This is a genomic window from Alteromonas sp. B31-7 (assembly GCF_015767655.1).
Lineage (GTDB): Bacteria > Pseudomonadota > Gammaproteobacteria > Enterobacterales > Alteromonadaceae > Alteromonas > Alteromonas australica.
In genome coordinates this window covers 273,663-293,037 of record NZ_CP065233.1, presented here as the reverse complement: position 1 = coordinate 293,037, position 19,375 = coordinate 273,663, and the positions used below count along the sequence as shown (strand labels likewise).

The 19,375-nt window shown below is 45.3% G+C and carries 13 protein-coding genes; 6 read left to right on the top strand and 7 right to left on the bottom strand.

Translation table 11 applies throughout. From position 1 onward, the window contains the following. Positions 1 to 37 precede the first annotated feature (37 nt). From IUA53_RS01220 to IUA53_RS01210, 3 genes are all read right to left on the bottom strand, one after another. Positions 38 to 586 (bottom strand): phosphoglycerate mutase family protein, encoded by a 549-nt coding sequence (locus IUA53_RS01220; protein ID WP_196898040.1) that lies wholly within the window; start codon positions 584 to 586, stop codon positions 38 to 40. Between the two features lie 47 nt (positions 587 to 633). Further along, positions 634 to 2,172 (bottom strand): glycerol-3-phosphate dehydrogenase, encoded by a 1,539-nt coding sequence (gene glpD / locus IUA53_RS01215; protein WP_196898038.1) that lies wholly within the window; start codon positions 2,170 to 2,172, stop codon positions 634 to 636. A gap of 176 nt (positions 2,173 to 2,348) precedes the next feature. Then, a complete protein-coding gene (locus IUA53_RS01210) occupies positions 2,349 to 3,107 on the bottom strand; it encodes a DeoR/GlpR family transcriptional regulator (RefSeq protein WP_044055595.1) in 759 nt (252 codons plus the stop codon). Positions 3,108 to 3,275: 168 nt separating this feature from the next. Between IUA53_RS01210 and glpK the strand changes: the two genes are divergently transcribed. The 6 genes from glpK (at position 3,276) to IUA53_RS01180 (ending at position 13,968) form a co-directional block, all read left to right on the top strand. Beyond that, the gene (gene glpK, locus IUA53_RS01205) at positions 3,276 to 4,760 is read left to right on the top strand and encodes a glycerol kinase GlpK (protein ID WP_196898036.1); all 1,485 of its coding nucleotides are present in this window, start codon (positions 3,276 to 3,278) and stop codon (positions 4,758 to 4,760) included. A 305-nt stretch (positions 4,761 to 5,065) separates the two neighbouring features. Next, positions 5,066 to 7,807: a TonB-dependent receptor gene (locus tag IUA53_RS01200; RefSeq protein WP_196898034.1), complete on the top strand. Its 2,742-nt coding sequence runs from the start codon at positions 5,066 to 5,068 to the stop codon at positions 7,805 to 7,807. 66 nt (positions 7,808 to 7,873) lie between these two features. Next, positions 7,874 to 9,328 carry an SLC5 family protein gene (locus IUA53_RS01195; protein ID WP_044055592.1) on the top strand — a complete coding sequence of 485 codons (1,455 nt, stop codon included), beginning with the start codon at positions 7,874 to 7,876 and terminating at the stop codon, positions 9,326 to 9,328. Positions 9,329 to 9,365: 37 nt separating this feature from the next. Beyond that, the gene (locus IUA53_RS01190) at positions 9,366 to 10,940 is read left to right on the top strand and encodes a tryptophan halogenase family protein (protein ID WP_231401230.1); all 1,575 of its coding nucleotides are present in this window, start codon (positions 9,366 to 9,368) and stop codon (positions 10,938 to 10,940) included. Positions 10,941 to 10,949: 9 nt separating this feature from the next. After that, positions 10,950 to 11,696, top strand: coding sequence for a SapC family protein (locus IUA53_RS01185; RefSeq protein ID WP_196898032.1), 747 nt, complete (start codon positions 10,950 to 10,952; stop codon positions 11,694 to 11,696). 142 nt (positions 11,697 to 11,838) lie between these two features. Beyond that, positions 11,839 to 13,968, top strand: coding sequence for an alpha-galactosidase (locus tag IUA53_RS01180; RefSeq protein WP_196898030.1), 2,130 nt, complete (start codon positions 11,839 to 11,841; stop codon positions 13,966 to 13,968). 66 nt (positions 13,969 to 14,034) lie between these two features. Here the strand turns inward: IUA53_RS01180 and IUA53_RS01175 are convergent, their stop codons facing one another. The 4 genes from IUA53_RS01175 to IUA53_RS01160 form a co-directional block, all read right to left on the bottom strand. Next, positions 14,035 to 15,117, bottom strand: coding sequence for a tetratricopeptide repeat protein (locus IUA53_RS01175; protein ID WP_196898028.1), 1,083 nt, complete (start codon positions 15,115 to 15,117; stop codon positions 14,035 to 14,037). Positions 15,118 to 15,389: 272 nt separating this feature from the next. Then, positions 15,390 to 16,658 (bottom strand): alpha/beta hydrolase family protein, encoded by a 1,269-nt coding sequence (locus IUA53_RS01170; RefSeq protein ID WP_196898026.1) that lies wholly within the window; start codon positions 16,656 to 16,658, stop codon positions 15,390 to 15,392. Positions 16,659 to 16,936: 278 nt separating this feature from the next. Next, positions 16,937 to 17,506 (bottom strand): single-stranded DNA-binding protein, encoded by a 570-nt coding sequence (locus IUA53_RS01165; protein ID WP_196898024.1) that lies wholly within the window; start codon positions 17,504 to 17,506, stop codon positions 16,937 to 16,939. Positions 17,507 to 17,713: 207 nt separating this feature from the next. Next, positions 17,714 to 19,276 (bottom strand): sodium/sugar symporter, encoded by a 1,563-nt coding sequence (locus IUA53_RS01160; protein WP_196898022.1) that lies wholly within the window; start codon positions 19,274 to 19,276, stop codon positions 17,714 to 17,716. Positions 19,277 to 19,375 lie beyond the last annotated feature (99 nt).

The following is a 19,375-nucleotide window of genomic DNA, read 5'->3' as shown; positions in this document are numbered from 1 at the left end:
CCGTTCAAGAGATTTTACAAGACGGGTTTTTAGGCTGTTACATTTTCTCTAAACGCGTGACGCCCCAGAATTCCCCGTCTTTTTCTGTTATACGCCATTTCTGCTTTACAAGGGATTTACGTAGAAAATAATGGGCCATACCGTGGCCAAAGAGGACAATGCGAGGTTCTTGCTTCGACAATGTGTCTAGGTACACAGCTAACCTTTCAACCCGTTGTTTGGCGTCGGTAAAACGCTCAAACCGCCCTTTTCTGCCCAGAAACCACAAGGCGCGTGAAATCACCACCCAATGCCACGCTTTTAGCGTGAAAGGTAAATGGTAATAGGGAATATCCATTTCACGTAAATCAGCAAGCTCTTCATGTATGTGAGATGCGCCATAATGCGCAGCAGAGCATTTTGCACGATGCAGCGGACTCACGCCTATGTAGCTATTTTCCAGGCACACTTTTTTACGTGGTTGGCTATTCGGGTCTAGTTCAGATTTATTGTAATTTCTAACCCATTTAGCGTAATCAACAGCATTAACTTTTTGATTGTGGGCCGAGGCGGGCTTTCCATGCCTCACCAGTATTATCTCTTTCACTGTGCATCCTTGTTTTCCTGTTTAGGGTTTTGCTCCTTACACACTATTTATGCTGATACTTTAAACGTATCTTGCACTAGGTTTGAGCTCACTTTTTCAGACACATAAGTCTGTAATCTTTGCTTTTGCGCTTCAGTTAGCCTTAACCCTTGTTTAGTCCTACGCCAAATAATGTCATCGAGGGTATAGGCCCATTCGTATTGAATTAGGTAATCGACTTCGGCTTGATAAAGATGTGCACCGAAGTCTTCACCCAAATCGCTCAATGTTTGTTTGCCTTTCAAAAACTTGCTACACAATAGCCCGTACTGACGAACATATCGCACTCTAGCGGCTTCAGGTAACCACGGGTATTGTGCTTCAAGGTTTGCGCAAAGTGTTTCCTGGTTCTCAAACGCGCCACCGGGCAGCGGCACCTCTTTTGTCCATGCTTTCCCTGCTCTGGGAAACAATGTACACAGCTTATCTACCGCGTGCTCAGCAAGTTTACGATAGGTTGTGATTTTGCCACCGAAAATATTCAGTAGTATGGGAGCGTCCTTTTCGCCAATCAGCTCAACTTTGTAATCTCGGGTAAGCTCCTGTGCCGAGGCATTTGCTTCTTCTAACAAAGGCCTGACACCGCTGTAGCTATGCACAATGTCTTTTTCACCGATTTTGGTTTTAAAATAGGTGTTCACCACGTCGATGAGGTATTTAGTTTCGGCATCAGAAATTGACGCCGCTGACGGGTCACCCGTGTAGTTTTCGTCCGTGGTGCCCACTAATGAAAAATCGTCTTCATAGGGAATAACGAACACTATTCTGCCGTCTTTATTTTGCAGAATATAAGCTTCTTCTGACTCATAAAGCCTTGGCACGATAAAATGACTGCCTTTTACCATGCGCATGGCATTAGGATTTTTAATGTCAGAAAGTCTATCTAACAATGAAACCGCCCACGGCCCCGCTGCATTCACCAGCGAACGAGCCTGAACTGTAAACGTTTTCCCTTCACAGTTACGTAAAGTGACTAGCCAATGATTCTCATGCTTTTGCGCATGCAAACATTCTGTTCTGGCGAAAATCTTAGCCCCTTGATCTTGCGCGGCCAACGCATTTAATACCACCAACCGAGCGTCATCGACCCAGCCGTCTGAGTACTCAAAACACGTTGAGATAGATTCATCTAGGGGGCCATCGGGCGTGGTAGAAAGCTTCTTCGATCGTGGCAGCATATTTCGCTTTGCTAGCGAGTCGTACAAGAACAGGCCAATACGAATCATCCAAGCGGGTCTTAGGTGTTTTTGATGAGGCAATCTGAAACGTAACGGCCACATAATATGAGGGGCTTTTTTCAATAATACTTCCCGCTCTGCCAACGCTTCTTTGACAAGGCGAAACTCATAATGCTCCAGATACCGCAAGCCACCATGAATTAACTTGCTGCTAGATGATGAGGTTGCGCCACCTAAATCACCCTTTTCGCACAAGGCAACGGTTAGCCCTCGCCCAGCTGCGTCTAACGCTACACCCACGCCGTTTACGCCGCCGCCAATAACGAGTACGTCAACGGCTTGGGGGGGATTGTTATTTTCTTGTGTCATCTTCATGCTCTTGTGGCTCACTGGATATGCTGGCTATTTGACCGCCAAAAAGAACATATGTCAACATAAAACGAACACAAGCGAACATTAATGAAAATTTATTAACCCTTTACAATGTACTGTGCCTTTATCGTCACAAGAACAAGATTTGCCACCAGCAAGGTGTCAAAATTAGCTTAGGCTTTGACAAAGGTAATATTGTTTTCTTTGATGATTTTATTAATACTTTGCGGGGGAGTTTTGTCACAAACAAGACAATCAACTTGTGAAATGTGACCTTGTTCAACCATGGCGCGGCGCTCAAACTTACTGTAGTCTGCGGCAAGAATAACGTGTTGTGTGTGCTCTAGAATTGCTTGTGAAACTTTCACCTCACGAAAGTCGAAATCAAGGAGTGCGCCATCCGCGCTAATGCCACTGATACCTATAATGCCGTAGTCCATTCTAAACTGACTGATAAAGTCGCAGGTGGCTTCACCTATAATGCCCCCATCTCTATAGCGTACTTCTCCAGCCGCGATAATGACTGAGAAGTCTTCTTTCGCAGATAGGATGGTGGCTACGTGGATATTATTAGTCACAACATGAAGATTCTTATGATTGAGGAGCTTTTTAGCGATAAGTTCTGTTGTCGTACCAATATTAATGAACAAAGATGCCCCATCGGGGATCATGGCAGCCACCGCTTCGGCAATACGTTCTTTTACCGCGCTATTTTGGGTTTTACGTTCCTGATAGGGGGTGTTTTCCCAGCTTTTGTTTAATCCCGCACCGCCATGAAACCGACTTATCACGCCATTGTCAGCCAATTGATTTAAATCTCTTCGAATGGTTTGCGGCGTGACATCACACGCAGAGACCAAATCATCAATAGACATAAAACCGTGCTGCTTCACTAAATTTACGATTTTTTCGTGTCTTTGCGTTTGGTTCATTCTGTTTGCCTTTTACTTTTTCATTCGAATTTACGCGTAGTATACGGCGTTATTTATGAAGTTCCCATGTAAAATCGAACATGAAAATGTTCGTTTTCGAAAACATAGCATTGTTAAACGGGTGTAAATGATGCAAACTCTATGAAAATTTTCTCTTGGAGTGACCTCATGGGACAACATATTCTTGCCATTGACCAAGGCACAACCAGCTCACGCAGTATTATTTTTTCGCCTAAGGGCGCTATTGTTGCTATTGCGCAACAAGAGTTTTCGCAAAAATACCCGAAAGATGGATGGGTAGAACATGATCCTGAAGAAATATGGGAAAGCGTGAAAACCACATTAAACACCGTATTTGACAAATGTGCCTTGTCACCGGCAGATATTGCTTCTATAGGGATAACGAATCAAAGAGAAACCACGTTAGTTTGGAATAAGTCCACCGGCAAGCCCATTTACCCCGCCATTGTATGGCAAGACAGACGAACAGCAGAGCAATGCCGACAACTTAGCGAAGATGAAAGCTTGGTCGAGCATATTACTGAGTCGACAGGCTTGTTACTTGACCCTTATTTTTCTGCCACCAAAATTGCCTGGATACTGGATAATGTAGAAGGCGCGAGAGCACAAGCCGACAACGGCGAGCTTTTATTCGGCACCGTTGACACCTTCTTAATATGGCGTCTTACCAATGGTCAAGCTCATAAAACCGATGCCACTAATGCCTCTCGCACCATGTTGTTTAATATAAACCAGCAATGCTGGGACGATAAACTGCTTGCGGCTTTTAATATTCCCAAAGCTATGTTGCCGGACGTTATGGACTGTGCCGCCGATTTCGGTACGGTAGATGAAACCTTACTCGGTAAAGCGATACCAATACAGGGCGTGGCTGGCGATCAGCAATCGGCTTTAGTCGGGCAGGCATGTTTTGGAAAAGGCATGGCAAAAAGCACCTACGGCACAGGTTGCTTTATGATCTTAAACACCGGTGATAAACCGCTGCAGTCGAAAAATCGCTTGCTTACCACCGTCGGCTATCGACTCAATGGGAAAACCACCTACGCTCTAGAGGGCAGCATCTTTATGGCCGGTGCCACAGTGCAATGGCTAAGAGATGGACTCAAACTGATTGACGATGCCGCAGAATCAGAAGCACTGGCTCAACGTGCCAGGCAAGATAATGGGGTGTTTTTAGTGCCTGCGTTCACAGGCCTTGGTGCCCCTTATTGGGATCCTGACGCCCGTGGTGCCATTTTAGGGTTAACCCGCGACACAGGCATCAGTGAAATTGTTGCCGCTGGCCTTCAGTCTGTTTGTTATCAAACAAAAGATCTCCAAAAAGCCATGGAAAGCGATGGCGCAAGGCCCACCACAATTCGGGTAGATGGTGGTATGTCACGTAACGATTGGGTGATGGGCTTTTTATCTGACATTCTAGGGGCCGAAGTCGAACGCCCGGAGATTACCGAAACCACCGCGTTAGGTGCCGCCTTCTTAGCTGGCCTGCAAGCCGGTATCTTTAATTCGGTGGACGATCTTACCCGATGTTGGCGTAGTGATAGCGTTTTCACCCCTCGCCTCTCCAAAGCGCAAAGAGATGTTGCCTACGACGGTTGGAAAGCCGCTGTAGCGCGGATTCGTTGCAGTTAACCGCTAAATTAAGCATATTTGTTAATAAAGCGTAGTTATCGACTACGCTTTTTTTATAAGAAAATATTTTTTATAACATTGTCATTACAATGTAATTTTATGTTAGTATCAAAATTAAGGTAAACGTTTCACCTTTTACCTTAAAACGTAAATTGCTTAATTTTCATATAGATACGAATAATAAATTAAAAAATTCTGCAATAAATGTGTAAAAGTAATGTTAATAAGGCTTGATCCGCACATACTTAGAACGTAATTTTGACGCAAAGTACGTTAAAACGTAGCCTACTCACGGAGAAAACACAGTGACACATAAAATTAACACATCACAGTTAGGCCCCATCGCGAGACGCTCACTTTTAGGAGTGGCTATCGCCTCTGCTCTACACGCACCTGTGGCATTTGCTCAAGAAGCAAATACTGCCGATGACCAAGTTGAAGTCATCGAAGTAAAAGGTTTTACCAGCTCACTTAAAGCTTCGATGCTAGATAAAAAAGCATCCGATGTGGTTTATGATGGTATTACTGCTGAAGACTTAGGTAAGTTCCCTGATCAAAACGTTGCAGAGTCACTTCAACGTATTACAGGTGTTGCCATTGACCGTTCAGGTGGTGAGGGTCAATATATCACTGTCCGTGGATTCGGCCCCGATTTTAACACGGTACTCGTTAACGGTCGCCAAATTGCGACTGAAAACCAAGGTCGCGCATTTAGCTTCGACACATTACCCGCAGAATTAATTAGCGGCGCGAAAGTATATAAAAGCCCATTGGCTTCTATGCAAGAAGGCGGTATCGGCTCTACGGTTGAAGTGACTACCGCTCGCCCATTTGCCTTTGACGGCTTTAAAGCTGTAGCTAGCGTTAAAGGTATGTACGAAGATATTTCTGAAGAAACCACCCCGCAACTATCAGGGTTGGTAACGAATACCTTCTTAGACGGCAAGTTAGGTGTGCTAGCCGCTGCGTCGTTCCAGCAACGTAAGCTACAAACGAACATGCTAGAAACTCGTTACTGGCGTCCTGAAGTGAGCATTACTGATCGTTCTCAGTTAGATAACCCAGATTACGCGGACAATGCCCAGTACAACGGCGTGTATGTTCCGCAAAACTTCGACCAAATTGTTGACCTTGTGGACCGTGAAAGAACGTCGGGTAACTTGGTTGTTCAATATGCGCCGAATGACGACATGACCCTAACCCTAGACGGTCTCTATTCAAAGTTTGAAGTGGATTCGGATGCTCATAGTGTGGGGCACTGGTTCTCTGATAGTAACCTTGATGATATGACTTTCAATGACAACGGTAGCTTAACTGGCGTGACAAGTACCGTGGTTGACGGCGTGGGTGGCGCCACTGACTTTATCCGTCGTCGTTACGGCCGTGACGTTGAAATTCAAGCGTTTGGTGCCAATTTCGAGTGGCTAGTTAATGATAACTTAACGGCCACCATTGATGTATCAACCTCGACAGCAGAAGACAATAGTGGTGGTGACAACTTCTTCACGGTTATCGGTTATAACAACGAGTACAGTGTTGATTATTCAGGTACCACACCTACCTTAACGGTTGCTGGCGGCGACGCAGCCCTTCAAGACCCATCGTTAGGTCGCATGCACTACAACGAAAGAAATGGGTTTGACACTGAAGATACCATTTCAGAGTACCGCGCAGATTTCACGTGGGTGCCTGATTCAGACAACGCTTTTTATAAAGCTGACTTCGGTATTTATTACCAAGATCGCGAGAAAACAAATACACGCCGATTTGCTTCTGGATGTGAGATTTACTGTGGTTACACCTTTGATTTCCCCGATGAGTTACTGTCTGTATTTACTGCTGAAAACTATTTCAGTGGCGTACCAAATCAGTGGTTAACTTACGACCCAGAAGCCTTTTTCGATTACGCTACCTCTGATGAAGCGGTACAGCAAATTGCTGATGCAACAGGGCTAGAATTTGAAACTGTCCGCCAAGCTATAGATGCAACTAACATCGCCGATCCTCAGCCGAGCAATGATTCTTATGTGGTGAGTGAAGAAATTCTTAGTGCGTATGCACAATTCTATTTCTCTACCGAAGTGTCTGAAATGCCGCTAGATATCAACTTTGGCTTCCGTTACAGCCAAACCGATACCTCAGTGGACGGAACCAGCCAAGTGGTGAAAGATCTTGAGCCAATTCCAAACGATCCGTCTGATTTGAACGTGGTATATGAAACATTAGTAGGTGAGCCGGTTAACGAAACGAATAGCTATTCGTCGTTACTGCCTAATGTAAACGTTAAACTACAACTGACTGACGATGTGTACTTGCGTTATGCGTACTCACAAACACTGACTCGCCCAATGATGGACGACTTAGTACCTGTGTTTAACGTGACGGTGTCCCGTCCAGGCAACTTGCAAGCTCAAGCCGGTAATACGGAACTTGAACCTTATAAAGCAACGAGCTGGGATGTATCATTAGAATGGTACTACGATGACACTAGCTACTTCTCTGCCGCGGCGTTCAACAAGGAAGTAGAAGATTTCATCTCGTCGGATACGGCTGATGAGTCATTGTTCCTCGACAGCGGTGAATATGTATTTAGCGTACTTCGCCCACGTAATGGTGAAACCCTTGAGGTTGATGGTTTAGAGCTAGCTTGGTTACATACACTTGAAAACGGTTTTGGTATTCAAGCCAACGCCACCATTGTGGATTCAGATTCAGAGTTTAGCCTACCTGGCTTAGGTAACTCGCAGAACATTACGGTGTTCTACGAAAAAGATGCTTTCCAAGCCCGTGTAGCGCTTAACAACCGTGAAACCTTTATGCAAGAAGCGGTAAGTTCGCTAGGTGGCACAGAACCTCGCTTCACGGAAACTTACACCCAAGTAGACATGAGTGTAAGCTACGACGTAAATGAAACCTTCACCGCGTTCTTTGAAGGTATTAACATCACTGATGAAGAGCTTACCCGTCGCGGCCGTCTATCTGAACATTTTGTTCAGCAAGTTGCTGATGGCTCACGTTACGCTGTAGGTGTGCGTGCTAGCTTCTAATTAAACGAAGAAAGTAAAGGGGGCTCTCTTGCCCCCTTTTTGTCTTTTACTGCTGAGGAGTTTTACGTGTCTGGCAGCTTAACCCAACTTTTAGTTTTTATTTTCATTACCGCACTCATCGGCTTGCTTACCTACCTGAAATGTCGTGGCCATGGCCATAGTAAAGCGAGCGAAAACAAAGAATATTTTCTCGCGGGCGGTGGGCTTACTTGGATATTTGTTGCTGGCTCCATTACATTAACGAACTTAAGTACCGACCAACTCGTGGGCATGAATGGTAATCAGATGGCATTACTCGCATGGTGGGAATTTGCCGCGGTGGCAGGTCTTATCATCTTGGCTCGGGTGTTTTTACCCGTGTATTACCATTATCAGTGTACTACCACCACAGAATTACTAGAGATGCGCTATAACAATAAGCACATCCGCGCCTTAATTGGCTTGCTTTTCTTCCTAGGGAGCAGCTTCATTTTTATGCCAGCGGTTATCTATTCAGGTTCGCTGTTCATGATCAACATGTTTAATGTTGATATCCCTCTTATGTACGTCGCCACCGCATTTGCCCTTATTGGCGCATTTTACGCCATATTCGGTGGCTTACGTGCGGTAGCCGTGTCAGATACCTATTCCGGCATTTTATTGCTGACCATGGCCATTGTTGTTGTGGTACTTGCACTGTTTGCCATTGATTTTGACTTTTCAGGCATACCAGCTGAACGTCTTACGTTAATTGGCGATAACGACTCCCCCCTTCCATGGCACACGCTGTTGACCGGTATGATTTTCATCCAAACCTTTTACTGGAGTACTAACCAAGTTATTACACAGCGTGCTATGGCAGCACCTAACTTAAAAGAGGCTCAAAAAGGGGTTTACGCCGCAGCCATTATCCGTTTTATCATCGTCCCTACCATTATTGTGGTGCCGGGAATTATCTCTTTTAAACTGTATGGTGATATCAACGATGCGGCTTACGGTACGCTAGTGGGCGATGTACTGCCAGACTGGTTATCTGGCGTGTTCGCCGCGGCCTTAGCCGCCGCTGTACTAACAACCTATAACAGTAACTTAAACTCAGCGACGGCCCTTTATGTGTGTGATATTCATGAAGCATACGTTGACAAAAAGCCTAACGTTGCCAGATTGAGCGGCATCGTTACCGCTCTTCTTACTGTGGTGTCGTTACTTATGGTGCCAGTTTATGCGCAAGCAGAGAGCATCATTAACCTACTGCAACAGTTGTTCGGTTTATTAAGCATGCCTATATTGTCTATCTTTATCGTTGGGCTGCTGTTTAACAACGTGAATGCAAATGCGGGGATTGCCTCGGTGATTTTCGGTGTGCTCCTTTACGCTTACTTTAGCTTTGTACACGCACCATTTGGCCTGCACTATATTCATTTAATGCTAGTCACCCTTGTTTGCTGTATAGCGCTTGCACTTATATTGAACAAGGTCGTCTTCAAACAAAGTGCGCAATGGCGAGGTCGACTTATTGATGAAGACTCCGCCGCCCAATAAGCGGGCATTCACAGGTTTTGACATAGGCTAATACATAATGAGTGAGGTTAATCGCATTGTCATTGTGGGTGGTGGCACAGCGGGTTGGTTAACTGCCGGTCTGCTTGCCGCTACTCACAGTGGTGCGGACAATAACGGGCAACGCTTATCCGTTACCGTTATTGAATCTGATGCTGTTCCGCCTATTGGGGTGGGGGAAGGCACTTGGCCTACTATGCGCCGCACGCTGGCGACCATAGGTATTTCAGAGGCTGAACTCGTTACCCAAGCCAGCGCCACGTTTAAGCAGGCCAGTAAGTTTGTGAATTGGTATAGCGATAACGGGCGCAATCAAGACAACAGTTATTATCACCCTTTTAGCGCACCGCAAGGTTCTGCTACGTTAGATATCACCCCGTACTGGTTAACCACGGCACAAACACACAGCCACTATGCGCAAGATGTATGTTTTCAGCCCGCATTGTGTGACGCAGGGCTTGCGCCTAAGTTAACGGCAAATGGTAAACAAAGTTTTACTGCCAACTATGGGTATCATCTAGATGCTGGGCAGTTTATTTCGTTACTACGACGCCATTGTGTAAATCGACTGGGTGTGACCCACCTTGTTGATAAAGTGACACAGGTTAATACCCAAGCAGATTCACCTGAAGCGGGAATTGTAAGTTTACAGACCCAGCAATCGGGAAAGATAGAGGGTGACCTATTTGTTGATTGCTCTGGTTTTTCTGGGCTGCTCATTAACAAAGCATTAGGCGTTAAACTAAAAGACGCCAGCCATCACCTATTTGCCAACAGCGCTTTAGTGTGTCAGGCCCCTTTTGAAAACGAGACCGCCCCTATCCCGTGTCATACTCTTTCAACGGCGCAAGAAGCAGGCTGGATTTGGGATATTGGCTTACAACACCGGCGGGGCACAGGTTATGTATTTTCTCGAGAGCACCAAGATGTAGATCGCGCAGCGGACACGCTCTCTCGCTATTTGTCTCAAGTAGCCCCTTCTATGGCTACCCCGGATGCATTTAGGGAAATTCAATTCAAAACAGGCTATCGAGAAACGTTTTGGCACAACAACTGTGTAGCCATTGGCCTGTCTAGCGGATTTTTAGAACCCCTTGAAGCCTCGTCACTAATGCTAATTGAGCAAAGTGCAATGCTACTGGCCGAGCAGCTACCGGCCAATACGACAATAATGTCGAAGGTCAGCCAGCGTTTTAATAGCCGGTTGACTTATTTGTGGGAACGCACCATCGAATTTTTAAAACTCCATTACGTTTTGAGCAACCGGCCCGAAGCATTTTGGCAAGACAATAAACAGCGAGGAAGTATTCCCGAACGATTGGCAGACTTGCTTGAAGAATGGCGCTATCGGCCTATACTCGACAGTGATTTTCCTCAAGCAAACGAAGCGTTTAGTGCACAGAGTTACCGCTACATATTGTATGGTATGGGGCCTAAAACCGATTTCAATTGGGATATGAGCACCACAGAACGCTCGCTAAAGCACCACAACTTTGCCACGAAACAAGGGCAATTAAACCAAACACTCATTGGCCAACTAAAAGAGCGTCTTCCTTCCCATCGAGGGTTAGTTGAAAGCTTTTTCCAATCTTAGTGAGCAGTTATGACACGACCTTCTTACGTCACTCTAGATACGCAACAGCATAAAGATACGGGCATTACACAGGACCCTGGTTTTTCTCATGCCCGTGCATTTAACTTGGTTACTATAGGCTTTAACGAAATAGCCAGTTTAAGCGGCTGCATGCCTATTGTCATCGTGAATGACACAAAGCCAGAGTACACTTTAGCTGCTGTGGTGGGCATGGCGCCTTTTGATAATTTATTTTGTGGGAAAGCGCAGTGGCTAGGCCATGCGATTCCTTTAAGTATTCAATCGCATCCTTTTAATTACGCCCTAGACAACCAATCATTAAGGGTACTCATCAATGACGCCGATGAGAGAGTGAGCCAGCAAGCGACGCCTTCCACCCGCCTATTTTCTTCCGATGGTCAGCCAACCAGCTTGCTGAAACACTATCAAAGTATTCTGTCAAACTTAGTATCTGGCCAACAACAGGCGAAGGCGTTTATAGAGATAATCGCAAATCTGAATTTACTCACGCCCCTTTCAACCACACTCACCTTACAAGATGGGCAAGAAGTCGTCTCAAATGACCTGCTTACCATAGATGAAACCCGTCTAGCCGAATTGGAAAAAGATACCGTCATGGAATTACACGAACAAGGCGTGCTGATTGCCATTCACGCAATGATGCTGTCGTTAAGGCAATACAATCGCCTAGTACAACTGAGCCAACACCACGAGAACAGCGCAGTGAAAGTGAGTTTAAAACTGGCGAAAGATTAAATTTAAGCAGTGACTAATCTCAAAAATGTAAACGTTTAACCCAAAGCATGTAAGCGAACTAGCGCAAATCTTAATTAACCGTATTATCTATGTTATACATGACCGCCACACTTATAGGCGGCGCAATTAACGCGAGGAGCATATGTCTTCATTACCCCAGTTTGTTAGTTTAAAGAATTCACAGGTTTCACTTACCTTCGATTGCACAGGCAGAATGCCAAAGGTGATTTATTATGGGGCGACCCTAAGTGAGGCCACCACGCCAGAAATGCTTAGCGTTTTAAATACTCGCCAAGAAGCAAAATGCGCCCCCGTTATCGAGCCGCCCGTCACGCTGGTTCCTACCCATGGTGAAGGGTGGACCGGTCAGCCCGGGCTAGAAATATCTGGCGATGCAGATCAATGGTCAGCAGGCTTTAGTTTGGTGAACATAAACCAAGACGGTCAATCGGTGTCCTTCATTGCTGAAGATGCGCACCGCGGTATGCGCCTTATTACAACGGCGGAACTCGATACAGATACCAGTGTGGTTAAATATGTATCTCGTGTTGAAAACACTGGCAGCAGCGCGCTAAACCTCAACTACCTGAATGCAGCAAGCCTTCCACTTCCCACTACGGTTAGTAAAATTAAAACTTTCGAAGGTCGTTGGTCTGCTGAATTCCAAACCAAAGATCATGACTTATTCTTCGGAAGCTATGTACGAGAAAACCGTCGAGGTAAAACCTCCCACGACACCTTTCCCGGTTTAATTGCATTCCCACAACATACAGGTGAACTTCTAGGTGAATGTTTTGGTTTTCACCTAGGCGCGTCAGCCAACCACAAATTGCGCGCAGAGTTGATGGCTGATGGAAGAAGCTACGTGCAGTTTGGTGAACTCCTGTTTCCAGGTGAAGTGGTATTGCAATCGGGAGACAGTTATACCTCTCCGGTATTATATGTAGGCTACGGGGACCAAGGCTTCTCGTCTCTATCTCAGCAATTCCACAACTTTATTCGCAGCAAAGTACTGAGCCATAGCGCAGAGTCTAAACCCCGTCCTGTGCACTACAATACCTGGGAAGGCATCTACTTTGACCATGACGAAGACACATTAAAGGCACTTGCTAATAAAGTAGCGCCGCTAGGCATTGAGCGCTTTGTGTTGGACGATGGTTGGTTCAAAGGCCGTCGACACGACAAAGCAGGCTTAGGTGATTGGTTTGTTGACGAAACCATTTATCCTCAAGGCTTAGATGGGCTAATCGACCATGTTACTGGCCTTGGCATGGAATTCGGCATTTGGTTTGAGCCAGAAATGGTTAACCCTGATAGCGACTTGTATCGCGCGCATCCTGAATGGGCGCTACAAACTGAGAACAACCCCCATGTTCCCTTCCGAAATCAATACGTTTTAGATTTAACCAACCCTGAGGTCGTGGAATACCTGTATAAGGTTATTACCGACGTACTAAAAGCGTACCCAAAAATCAGCTACATCAAATGGGACATGAACCGCGACGTAAACCACCCGGGCAACCTACAAGGGAAACCCGCAATGCATGGTCAAATGGCTGCGCTGTATGGCCTGATTGACCGTGTAAAAGCCGCGCATTCTGGTGTTGAAATTGAAAGTTGCTGCTCTGGTGGTGGTCGCGTAGATCTAGGGATATTACCTCACACAGACCGATTCTGGACGTCTGATTCAAACGACGCACTCGATCGCCTTTACATTCAGCGGGGTTGTTCTTATTTCTTCCCATCTGAAGTGATGGGCGCGCATGTGGGCCCACGTGACTGTCACATTACCGGGCGAAACCTACCTATTGAAATTCGTTCAGCAGTAGCGTTGTTTGGGCATATGGGTATAGAAATGGACCCACGTGAACTAACAGAGCACGAACAAAAAGTGTTAACCGATGCCATTTCGCTTTATAAGAAATATCGTCATATTACCCACGGCGGCGACCTATTCCGCATGGACGATGACGGCATGAATGTGAAATTTGGTTATGTGTCTAAAGACAAACAGGAAGGCATTTTTGCTTATAATAGTGTTACAGAAACCGTACGCACTACGCCGAACCGTTTCTACTTCGCAGGTCTCGATGCTAATAAGCAATACACCATTGAGCGTGTATGGCCTGAGAAGCTAAAAGAATACACACCGTCTATTTTGCAACAAACCGAAGGGCACGTATTCTCTGGCGAAGTATTGATGCAATACGGTATGCAGCTGCCGGTACTCTTCCCACAGACAGCCCTGATTTATACTGTTAAAGCCCTGTAGTTTTCTAAACGCTATGGCTTTCTAAGCGCTGCCTAAGGAAAATGCGAGTAAGCGAGCTGTGCGGTATTACACCGCCGCTCGTTTTTTTAACTCTTTTTTGAGTTGTTTAAGAATTTTCGAAAAGTTCTTGTCGTCATCTTCGCCAATTTGCTTTATGAGGTCTTCGGCCTCACTTAGCGCGTTGGCGTTAAGCAGTAATTCAGCTAAACGTAACTTAGCCCAACTCGGTGTGGGAAGGCTTTGGGTGTCGATGGTGGTATCGTCATACTCTTGCAGATAACGTTTAAGGGCCTGAATACCCTCTTGCGTATATTGACCACTTTTAACCGCAACTTGGCCTAGTCGGTATTTGCCATACAGCAGCCGGCTCATGCTTTCTTCGTACTTATCCCACTGCTCGTTATCCGCTTTATCAACGACAGGCACCTGCATAGCAGAAAGGGGGAGCAGAATGTCATAGGACGCCTGAAACTGCTCGTCAGTTAAGTAGTAATTCCCAAGTTCAAAACGGGCGCGTATTTGCGTATCGTCCCTTTCCAATAAAGGGGCGTAGAGTGTTTTCGCTTCACCTTCTTGGTCATCTTCTAAGTACACTTTTGCTAAAGCAAATTGCCCTTCAATGTCGTCCAGTGTTGCAATATGTTGCGCGAGTTTTTTTGCCTCATCAATGTCGCCACCGGCGATAGAAGGCGCCATAAGATGTAATTGCATTAGTGCTTGATAAACAGCAATTTCATCGGGGGCTATTTCAACCGCTTGTTCTAGGCTCTGCTTGGCTTTTTTTGCATAACCTAAAGCAGAAAAAATACTGCTTGAAGCTTGCGCCCCCATGACGCTTGCATGGGTATGATACGCCCTATAGTCATTAGAGTAGGCTCTTATAAAGCGCTCTGATGCCTCTTCTGCATCATCTAAATCCGTGTTCATAAGTGCAGAAACAAGCATGTTGTGTTGTTCGGGTGTTTTATTTTTTATTTCGCTAAGTGCCTCAATAATTTTTTCGAAAGCACCTTGCTGAAAAAGCCATTCGAAATCTACCGTTTGCTGGCTTTGCTGGTTAGTCTCGGCGGTCGAAGCAACCACAGTCATAGATGAAGCAGACAATGTAGTGACACACAAAAGCGGTATCGCTAACTTCTTTAGGTTCATATCACATCCTTTGATTAAGTATAGTCGAGCAACTGTTCACACCATGGCGTGAGACATCTTCATAGGTTGCACATTCGCGCTTTTTCTAATCTACGTTAGCCCGTCTATAAATTAAAATGCTTTCTGTAACAAAATGCTAGCGTTGCGCAAACACGTCGGAACACGCGACAAAGGAATGAGGAAATAGGAAGGAAGGTCGATGAATAAAAATGAAAAAGGGCGCTTAACGCCCTTCCTATGGTTTGCTTTATGTCGCCATTAGCACATGTGTTCTATTTACCTTCAACGATGAGCCCAAGTGCCCAACGGTCGTCGAAGCCTTTCCAAGGAGCAGGCTTTTTCCCTTCAACAAGTACTTGGTCGCTACTGCCCTTTACATTGAGGTAATCACAAAACTCAGCCATATCCTTTACATGACAATTCATTAATGCCAACGCAAAGTGCTCGTTAATAGCATTTAGCTTTTGTGTATCCCAAGCGGGCTCGAGGTAAGAACCAATATCAAATTCGTTGCCAAATGCTTCCTTAGGTGCCGGATGGGGAGCCACATTATGACGTGCGTTTTTAATGGTGAGTAGCTTGCTGTCTTTGCTTCCCGTATTTTCGAACAACCAACGAATTCCGTCGTAGCCTGAAATATCATCGTTGTCCCCTGCTACGTATAAAACAGGTACGTTTATATTATTAAGGGAATCCACGTCAAATATTTGGTGCTGACCGCCCCACGGTGCAAGGGCTAATGCGGCCTTCCAGGCACTTAATGTATCGTCACTGCTAGCCTTTCCACCCGCGCAGGTATTTAACGCTTGTTTGACTAACGCGATAACCGCAGGATCTTTAGTACCCGTAAAAGTAGCCGCCGCCTCGTCGTTAAAAGCATAGCACCCCCCAACGGTACTTACAGCGCCAAAGCCCCCCATTGAATAGCCGATCACGCCGGCTTTAGTCGCATCCACGCTAGCGTTGAAGAATTCACTATCGGTAACAGCATTTAAGGTAAACACTTGGTCTCTTGAACGGTTGAGTAAGGTGCTAGGAAAACCTGAATAAGGGTTTTCTGCAAAATTAACATCTTTATTAGTAGAGTCAGTGTGGTCGATGGCCGCCACAACATACCCATGGGAAGCAAGGTGCTCACCTAAGTAGTACATTAATGTGCGGTATCCTGTGTAACCATGAGACACAACCACAATAGGGAACTTACTCTCAGACTCCGCTATTGCAACATCACGAGAAGCATCAGCCTGAATTTCAAATACTTGGCCACTGCGTGTTTCATCAGAATACAACGTGTTCTCGGTAGCTTTCTGCGCGGGATACCAGACTTCTAACGTAAGTCCCCGGGTTTCCATTTTACCTTCCATGGTCATCGCGGCCTCAGGGTAGGTCACTTCCATTGTGGTAACGCCAACTGGGAATTCACCGGATTCACTCAGTTCAGGCATAACATCTGCGGGATAATCTTTATATAGAGTTTGGGCAGCAAAGGTGGCGCCACTGACTATTGTGGTGGCAACAAGTAGCAGGGATAACGTTTTCATTTTAATGCTAATACTTTGTGAATTATTAGATGCTTTTATATTACCCTGCATCCCACAACATACAAGCACAAGCCCATTATTTAAATGAATTTTAATAAATAAGCTTAAGTAATTAAACGAACAGAAAGCGCGTTAAATTTAACATTTACAGGGAAAACGTATTCATCGCTCTTCTTGATAACAGACTTAGCGATGACTTAGCTATAAAAAGACAATAAAAAAGCCGCTAAAAAGCGGCTTTTAAGATTATTTTTCAACATTTGGTGTTTTGTCTTTGTCTAGAACGGAATGTCATCGTCAAAATCAAAGTCTGGCTCTGCCATTGGCGGTGTTTTAGGCTGCGACTGACCGCCACCTTGTGGAGCTTGATTATATCCGCCTTGTTGACCACCTTGCGGAGCGCCTTGTGGAGCAGGCTGATTATATCCACCGCCTTGGTTTTGGTTGTAACCACCACCTTGACTGCTCTGCTGACGCTGATAACCACCGCTGCCGCCGCCAGCTTCTCCACCACGGCCGCCAAGCATTTGCATTTGGTCGACAATAATTTCTGTAGTATAGCGATCTTGCCCTTGTTGATCTTGCCATTTACGGGTTTGAAGTTTACCTTCAACGTAAATTTGCGAGCCCTTTTTCAGGTACTCTCCGGCAATTTCTGCTAAGCGACGGTACATGGTAAGACGGTGCCACTCAGTGCGTTCTTGAACCTGACCCTGTTGGTCCTTCCAGCTTTCACTGGTGGCAAGGCTTAAGTTCGCAACGGCGTTTCCGTTTGGCATGTATCTTACTTCAGGATCATTGCCAAGGTTTCCGACAAGAATAACCTTATTAACGCCTTTCGTTGCCATTGATGTCTCCTGTAACGTAATTGTTGGCTTGCAGCCGTCAGCTTCTAAAAGCTATGACAGCAACAAGCACTAAAGTTCATCGATAATAGCCGATTAGTATATCGTATTTTGTACGCGAAAAAGAGAGTTTTTCGCGTACCTTAACTTTACCCATAAAGCTAACAACATTTAACGTAAGTATCAGCTGACCTTCAGCCTAGTTTTTGCTTACCACCAAGCAATATAAAATGCGGCTGTTAGGATAATTACAGCTGCAGACGCAACGTTAAAACTTGAGGTCGTTTTAAATTCAACATCATGCAGCTGCACTGCACTATCACTCTCGCCTTTTTTCTCCACTAGAGACACCACAATGACCAGTGCTGTACAAAGAAGAAAGACGATACCGACGCGATCGATAAAGGGTAGAGCAGGCCAAAACTGCCAAAAGACCAAACTTAAAATGAACGAGCCCAATGCTGCTGATAACCCGCCATTCGCTGTGGTTTTCTTCCAAAACATACCCAACACGAATAGTGCACAGATTCCGGGTGTAAAGAAGCCCGTAAACTCTTGTATATATTGAAAAGCTTGATCAAAATTTCCAAGCAATGGCTTAGCCACAACCATCGCAATAGCAAGTGCAACGAAGCTCACGATACGCCCTACCGTGACATAATGCTGTTGTGATTCGTCAGGCCGCTTATCTTTATATAAGTCCATAGTAAAAATGGTGGATACACTGTTTGTCATTGAGGCTAATGACGAAACAATGGCGGCGACTAACGCGGCAAAAATAACGCCTTTCAACCCTACAGGCATTAGCGTCATAAGGCTTGGGTAGGCTTGATCAGCTTTGCCTAAATCCGGCACGATAAGGACAGCGGCAATGCCCGGTAGCACCACAATAAGCGGCATTAGTAGCTTTAAGAATGCTGCAAACACAATACCTTTTTGTGCCTCTTGCACACTTTTTGCGGCTAATGTGCGCTGAATAATGTATTGGTTAAAGCCCCAGTACGATAAATTCATGATCCACATGCCGCCGATAAGTACTGACAAACCAGGTAAATCCATATAATGAGGATTGTCTTTGGCAAGGATCATATCGAATTTTTCTGGTAAGGCTTCCGTTAAATGAATAAAGCCTTGTATAGCACCCTTGCCATCGCTAATAAGGTTGAGCGCCGTATAGGACAGAAATAACCCCCCCGCCACCAATAAGACCACTTGAATGATGTCAGTCATGGCGACAGCTTTTAAACCACCATACAGTGAATAGGCCAGTGAAAATATGCCTAAAAACATCATGCCGTAAATCATATCTACACCGGCAATGGTATTAATAGCCAATGCACCTAACCAAAGCACAGCCGTTAAATTTACGAAGACATACACACCTAACCAAAAAATAGCCATAACCTTGCGCACGCGGTGATCATATCGCTGCTCTAGAAATTGCGGCATGGTGTAAATTTTGTGTTTCAGGAAAATGGGGAGAAAGTATTTCCCTACAATAATAAGTGTTATGGCTGCCATCCATTCATAAGAAGCGATAGCCAGCCCTATTTGATACCCAGAACCCGACATGCCAATAATTTGTTCGGCAGAAATATTGGCGGCAATTAATGATGCTCCAATGGCCCACCAAGGCAAACTAGAACCTGCTAAAAAGTAATCATTGGTGTCTTTGTTATGCCCTTGTTTTTCACGTGACACCCACCACGCAATCCCCACAAGTGCAACCACATATATCACGAAAACCGTAATATCTATTGATGCTAACTTCATATCTCTTCCCACAGTAAAATTAGATGCGACGAGTAATAGCGCCCAATTAAAATCGCACGCTCTATCGTTGTTATGTGTTGCCGCTACACGACTGCCTCA

Coding starts and splice junctions, on each gene's coding strand:
- IUA53_RS01170 (WP_196898026.1), bottom strand. CDS start 16,658: ATGAAAACGTTATCCCTGCTACTTGTTGCCACCACAATAGTCAGTGGC.
- IUA53_RS01190 (WP_231401230.1), top strand. CDS start 9,366: ATGAGTGAGGTTAATCGCATTGTCATTGTGGGTGGTGGCACAGCGGGT.
- IUA53_RS01165 (WP_196898024.1), bottom strand. CDS start 17,506: ATGGCAACGAAAGGCGTTAATAAGGTTATTCTTGTCGGAAACCTTGGC.
- IUA53_RS01160 (WP_196898022.1), bottom strand. CDS start 19,276: ATGAAGTTAGCATCAATAGATATTACGGTTTTCGTGATATATGTGGTT.
- IUA53_RS01175 (WP_196898028.1), bottom strand. CDS start 15,117: ATGAACCTAAAGAAGTTAGCGATACCGCTTTTGTGTGTCACTACATTG.
- glpK (WP_196898036.1), top strand. CDS start 3,276: ATGGGACAACATATTCTTGCCATTGACCAAGGCACAACCAGCTCACGC.
- IUA53_RS01185 (WP_196898032.1), top strand. CDS start 10,950: ATGACACGACCTTCTTACGTCACTCTAGATACGCAACAGCATAAAGAT.
- glpD (WP_196898038.1), bottom strand. CDS start 2,172: ATGACACAAGAAAATAACAATCCCCCCCAAGCCGTTGACGTACTCGTT.
- IUA53_RS01180 (WP_196898030.1), top strand. CDS start 11,839: ATGTCTTCATTACCCCAGTTTGTTAGTTTAAAGAATTCACAGGTTTCA.
- IUA53_RS01210 (WP_044055595.1), bottom strand. CDS start 3,107: ATGAACCAAACGCAAAGACACGAAAAAATCGTAAATTTAGTGAAGCAG.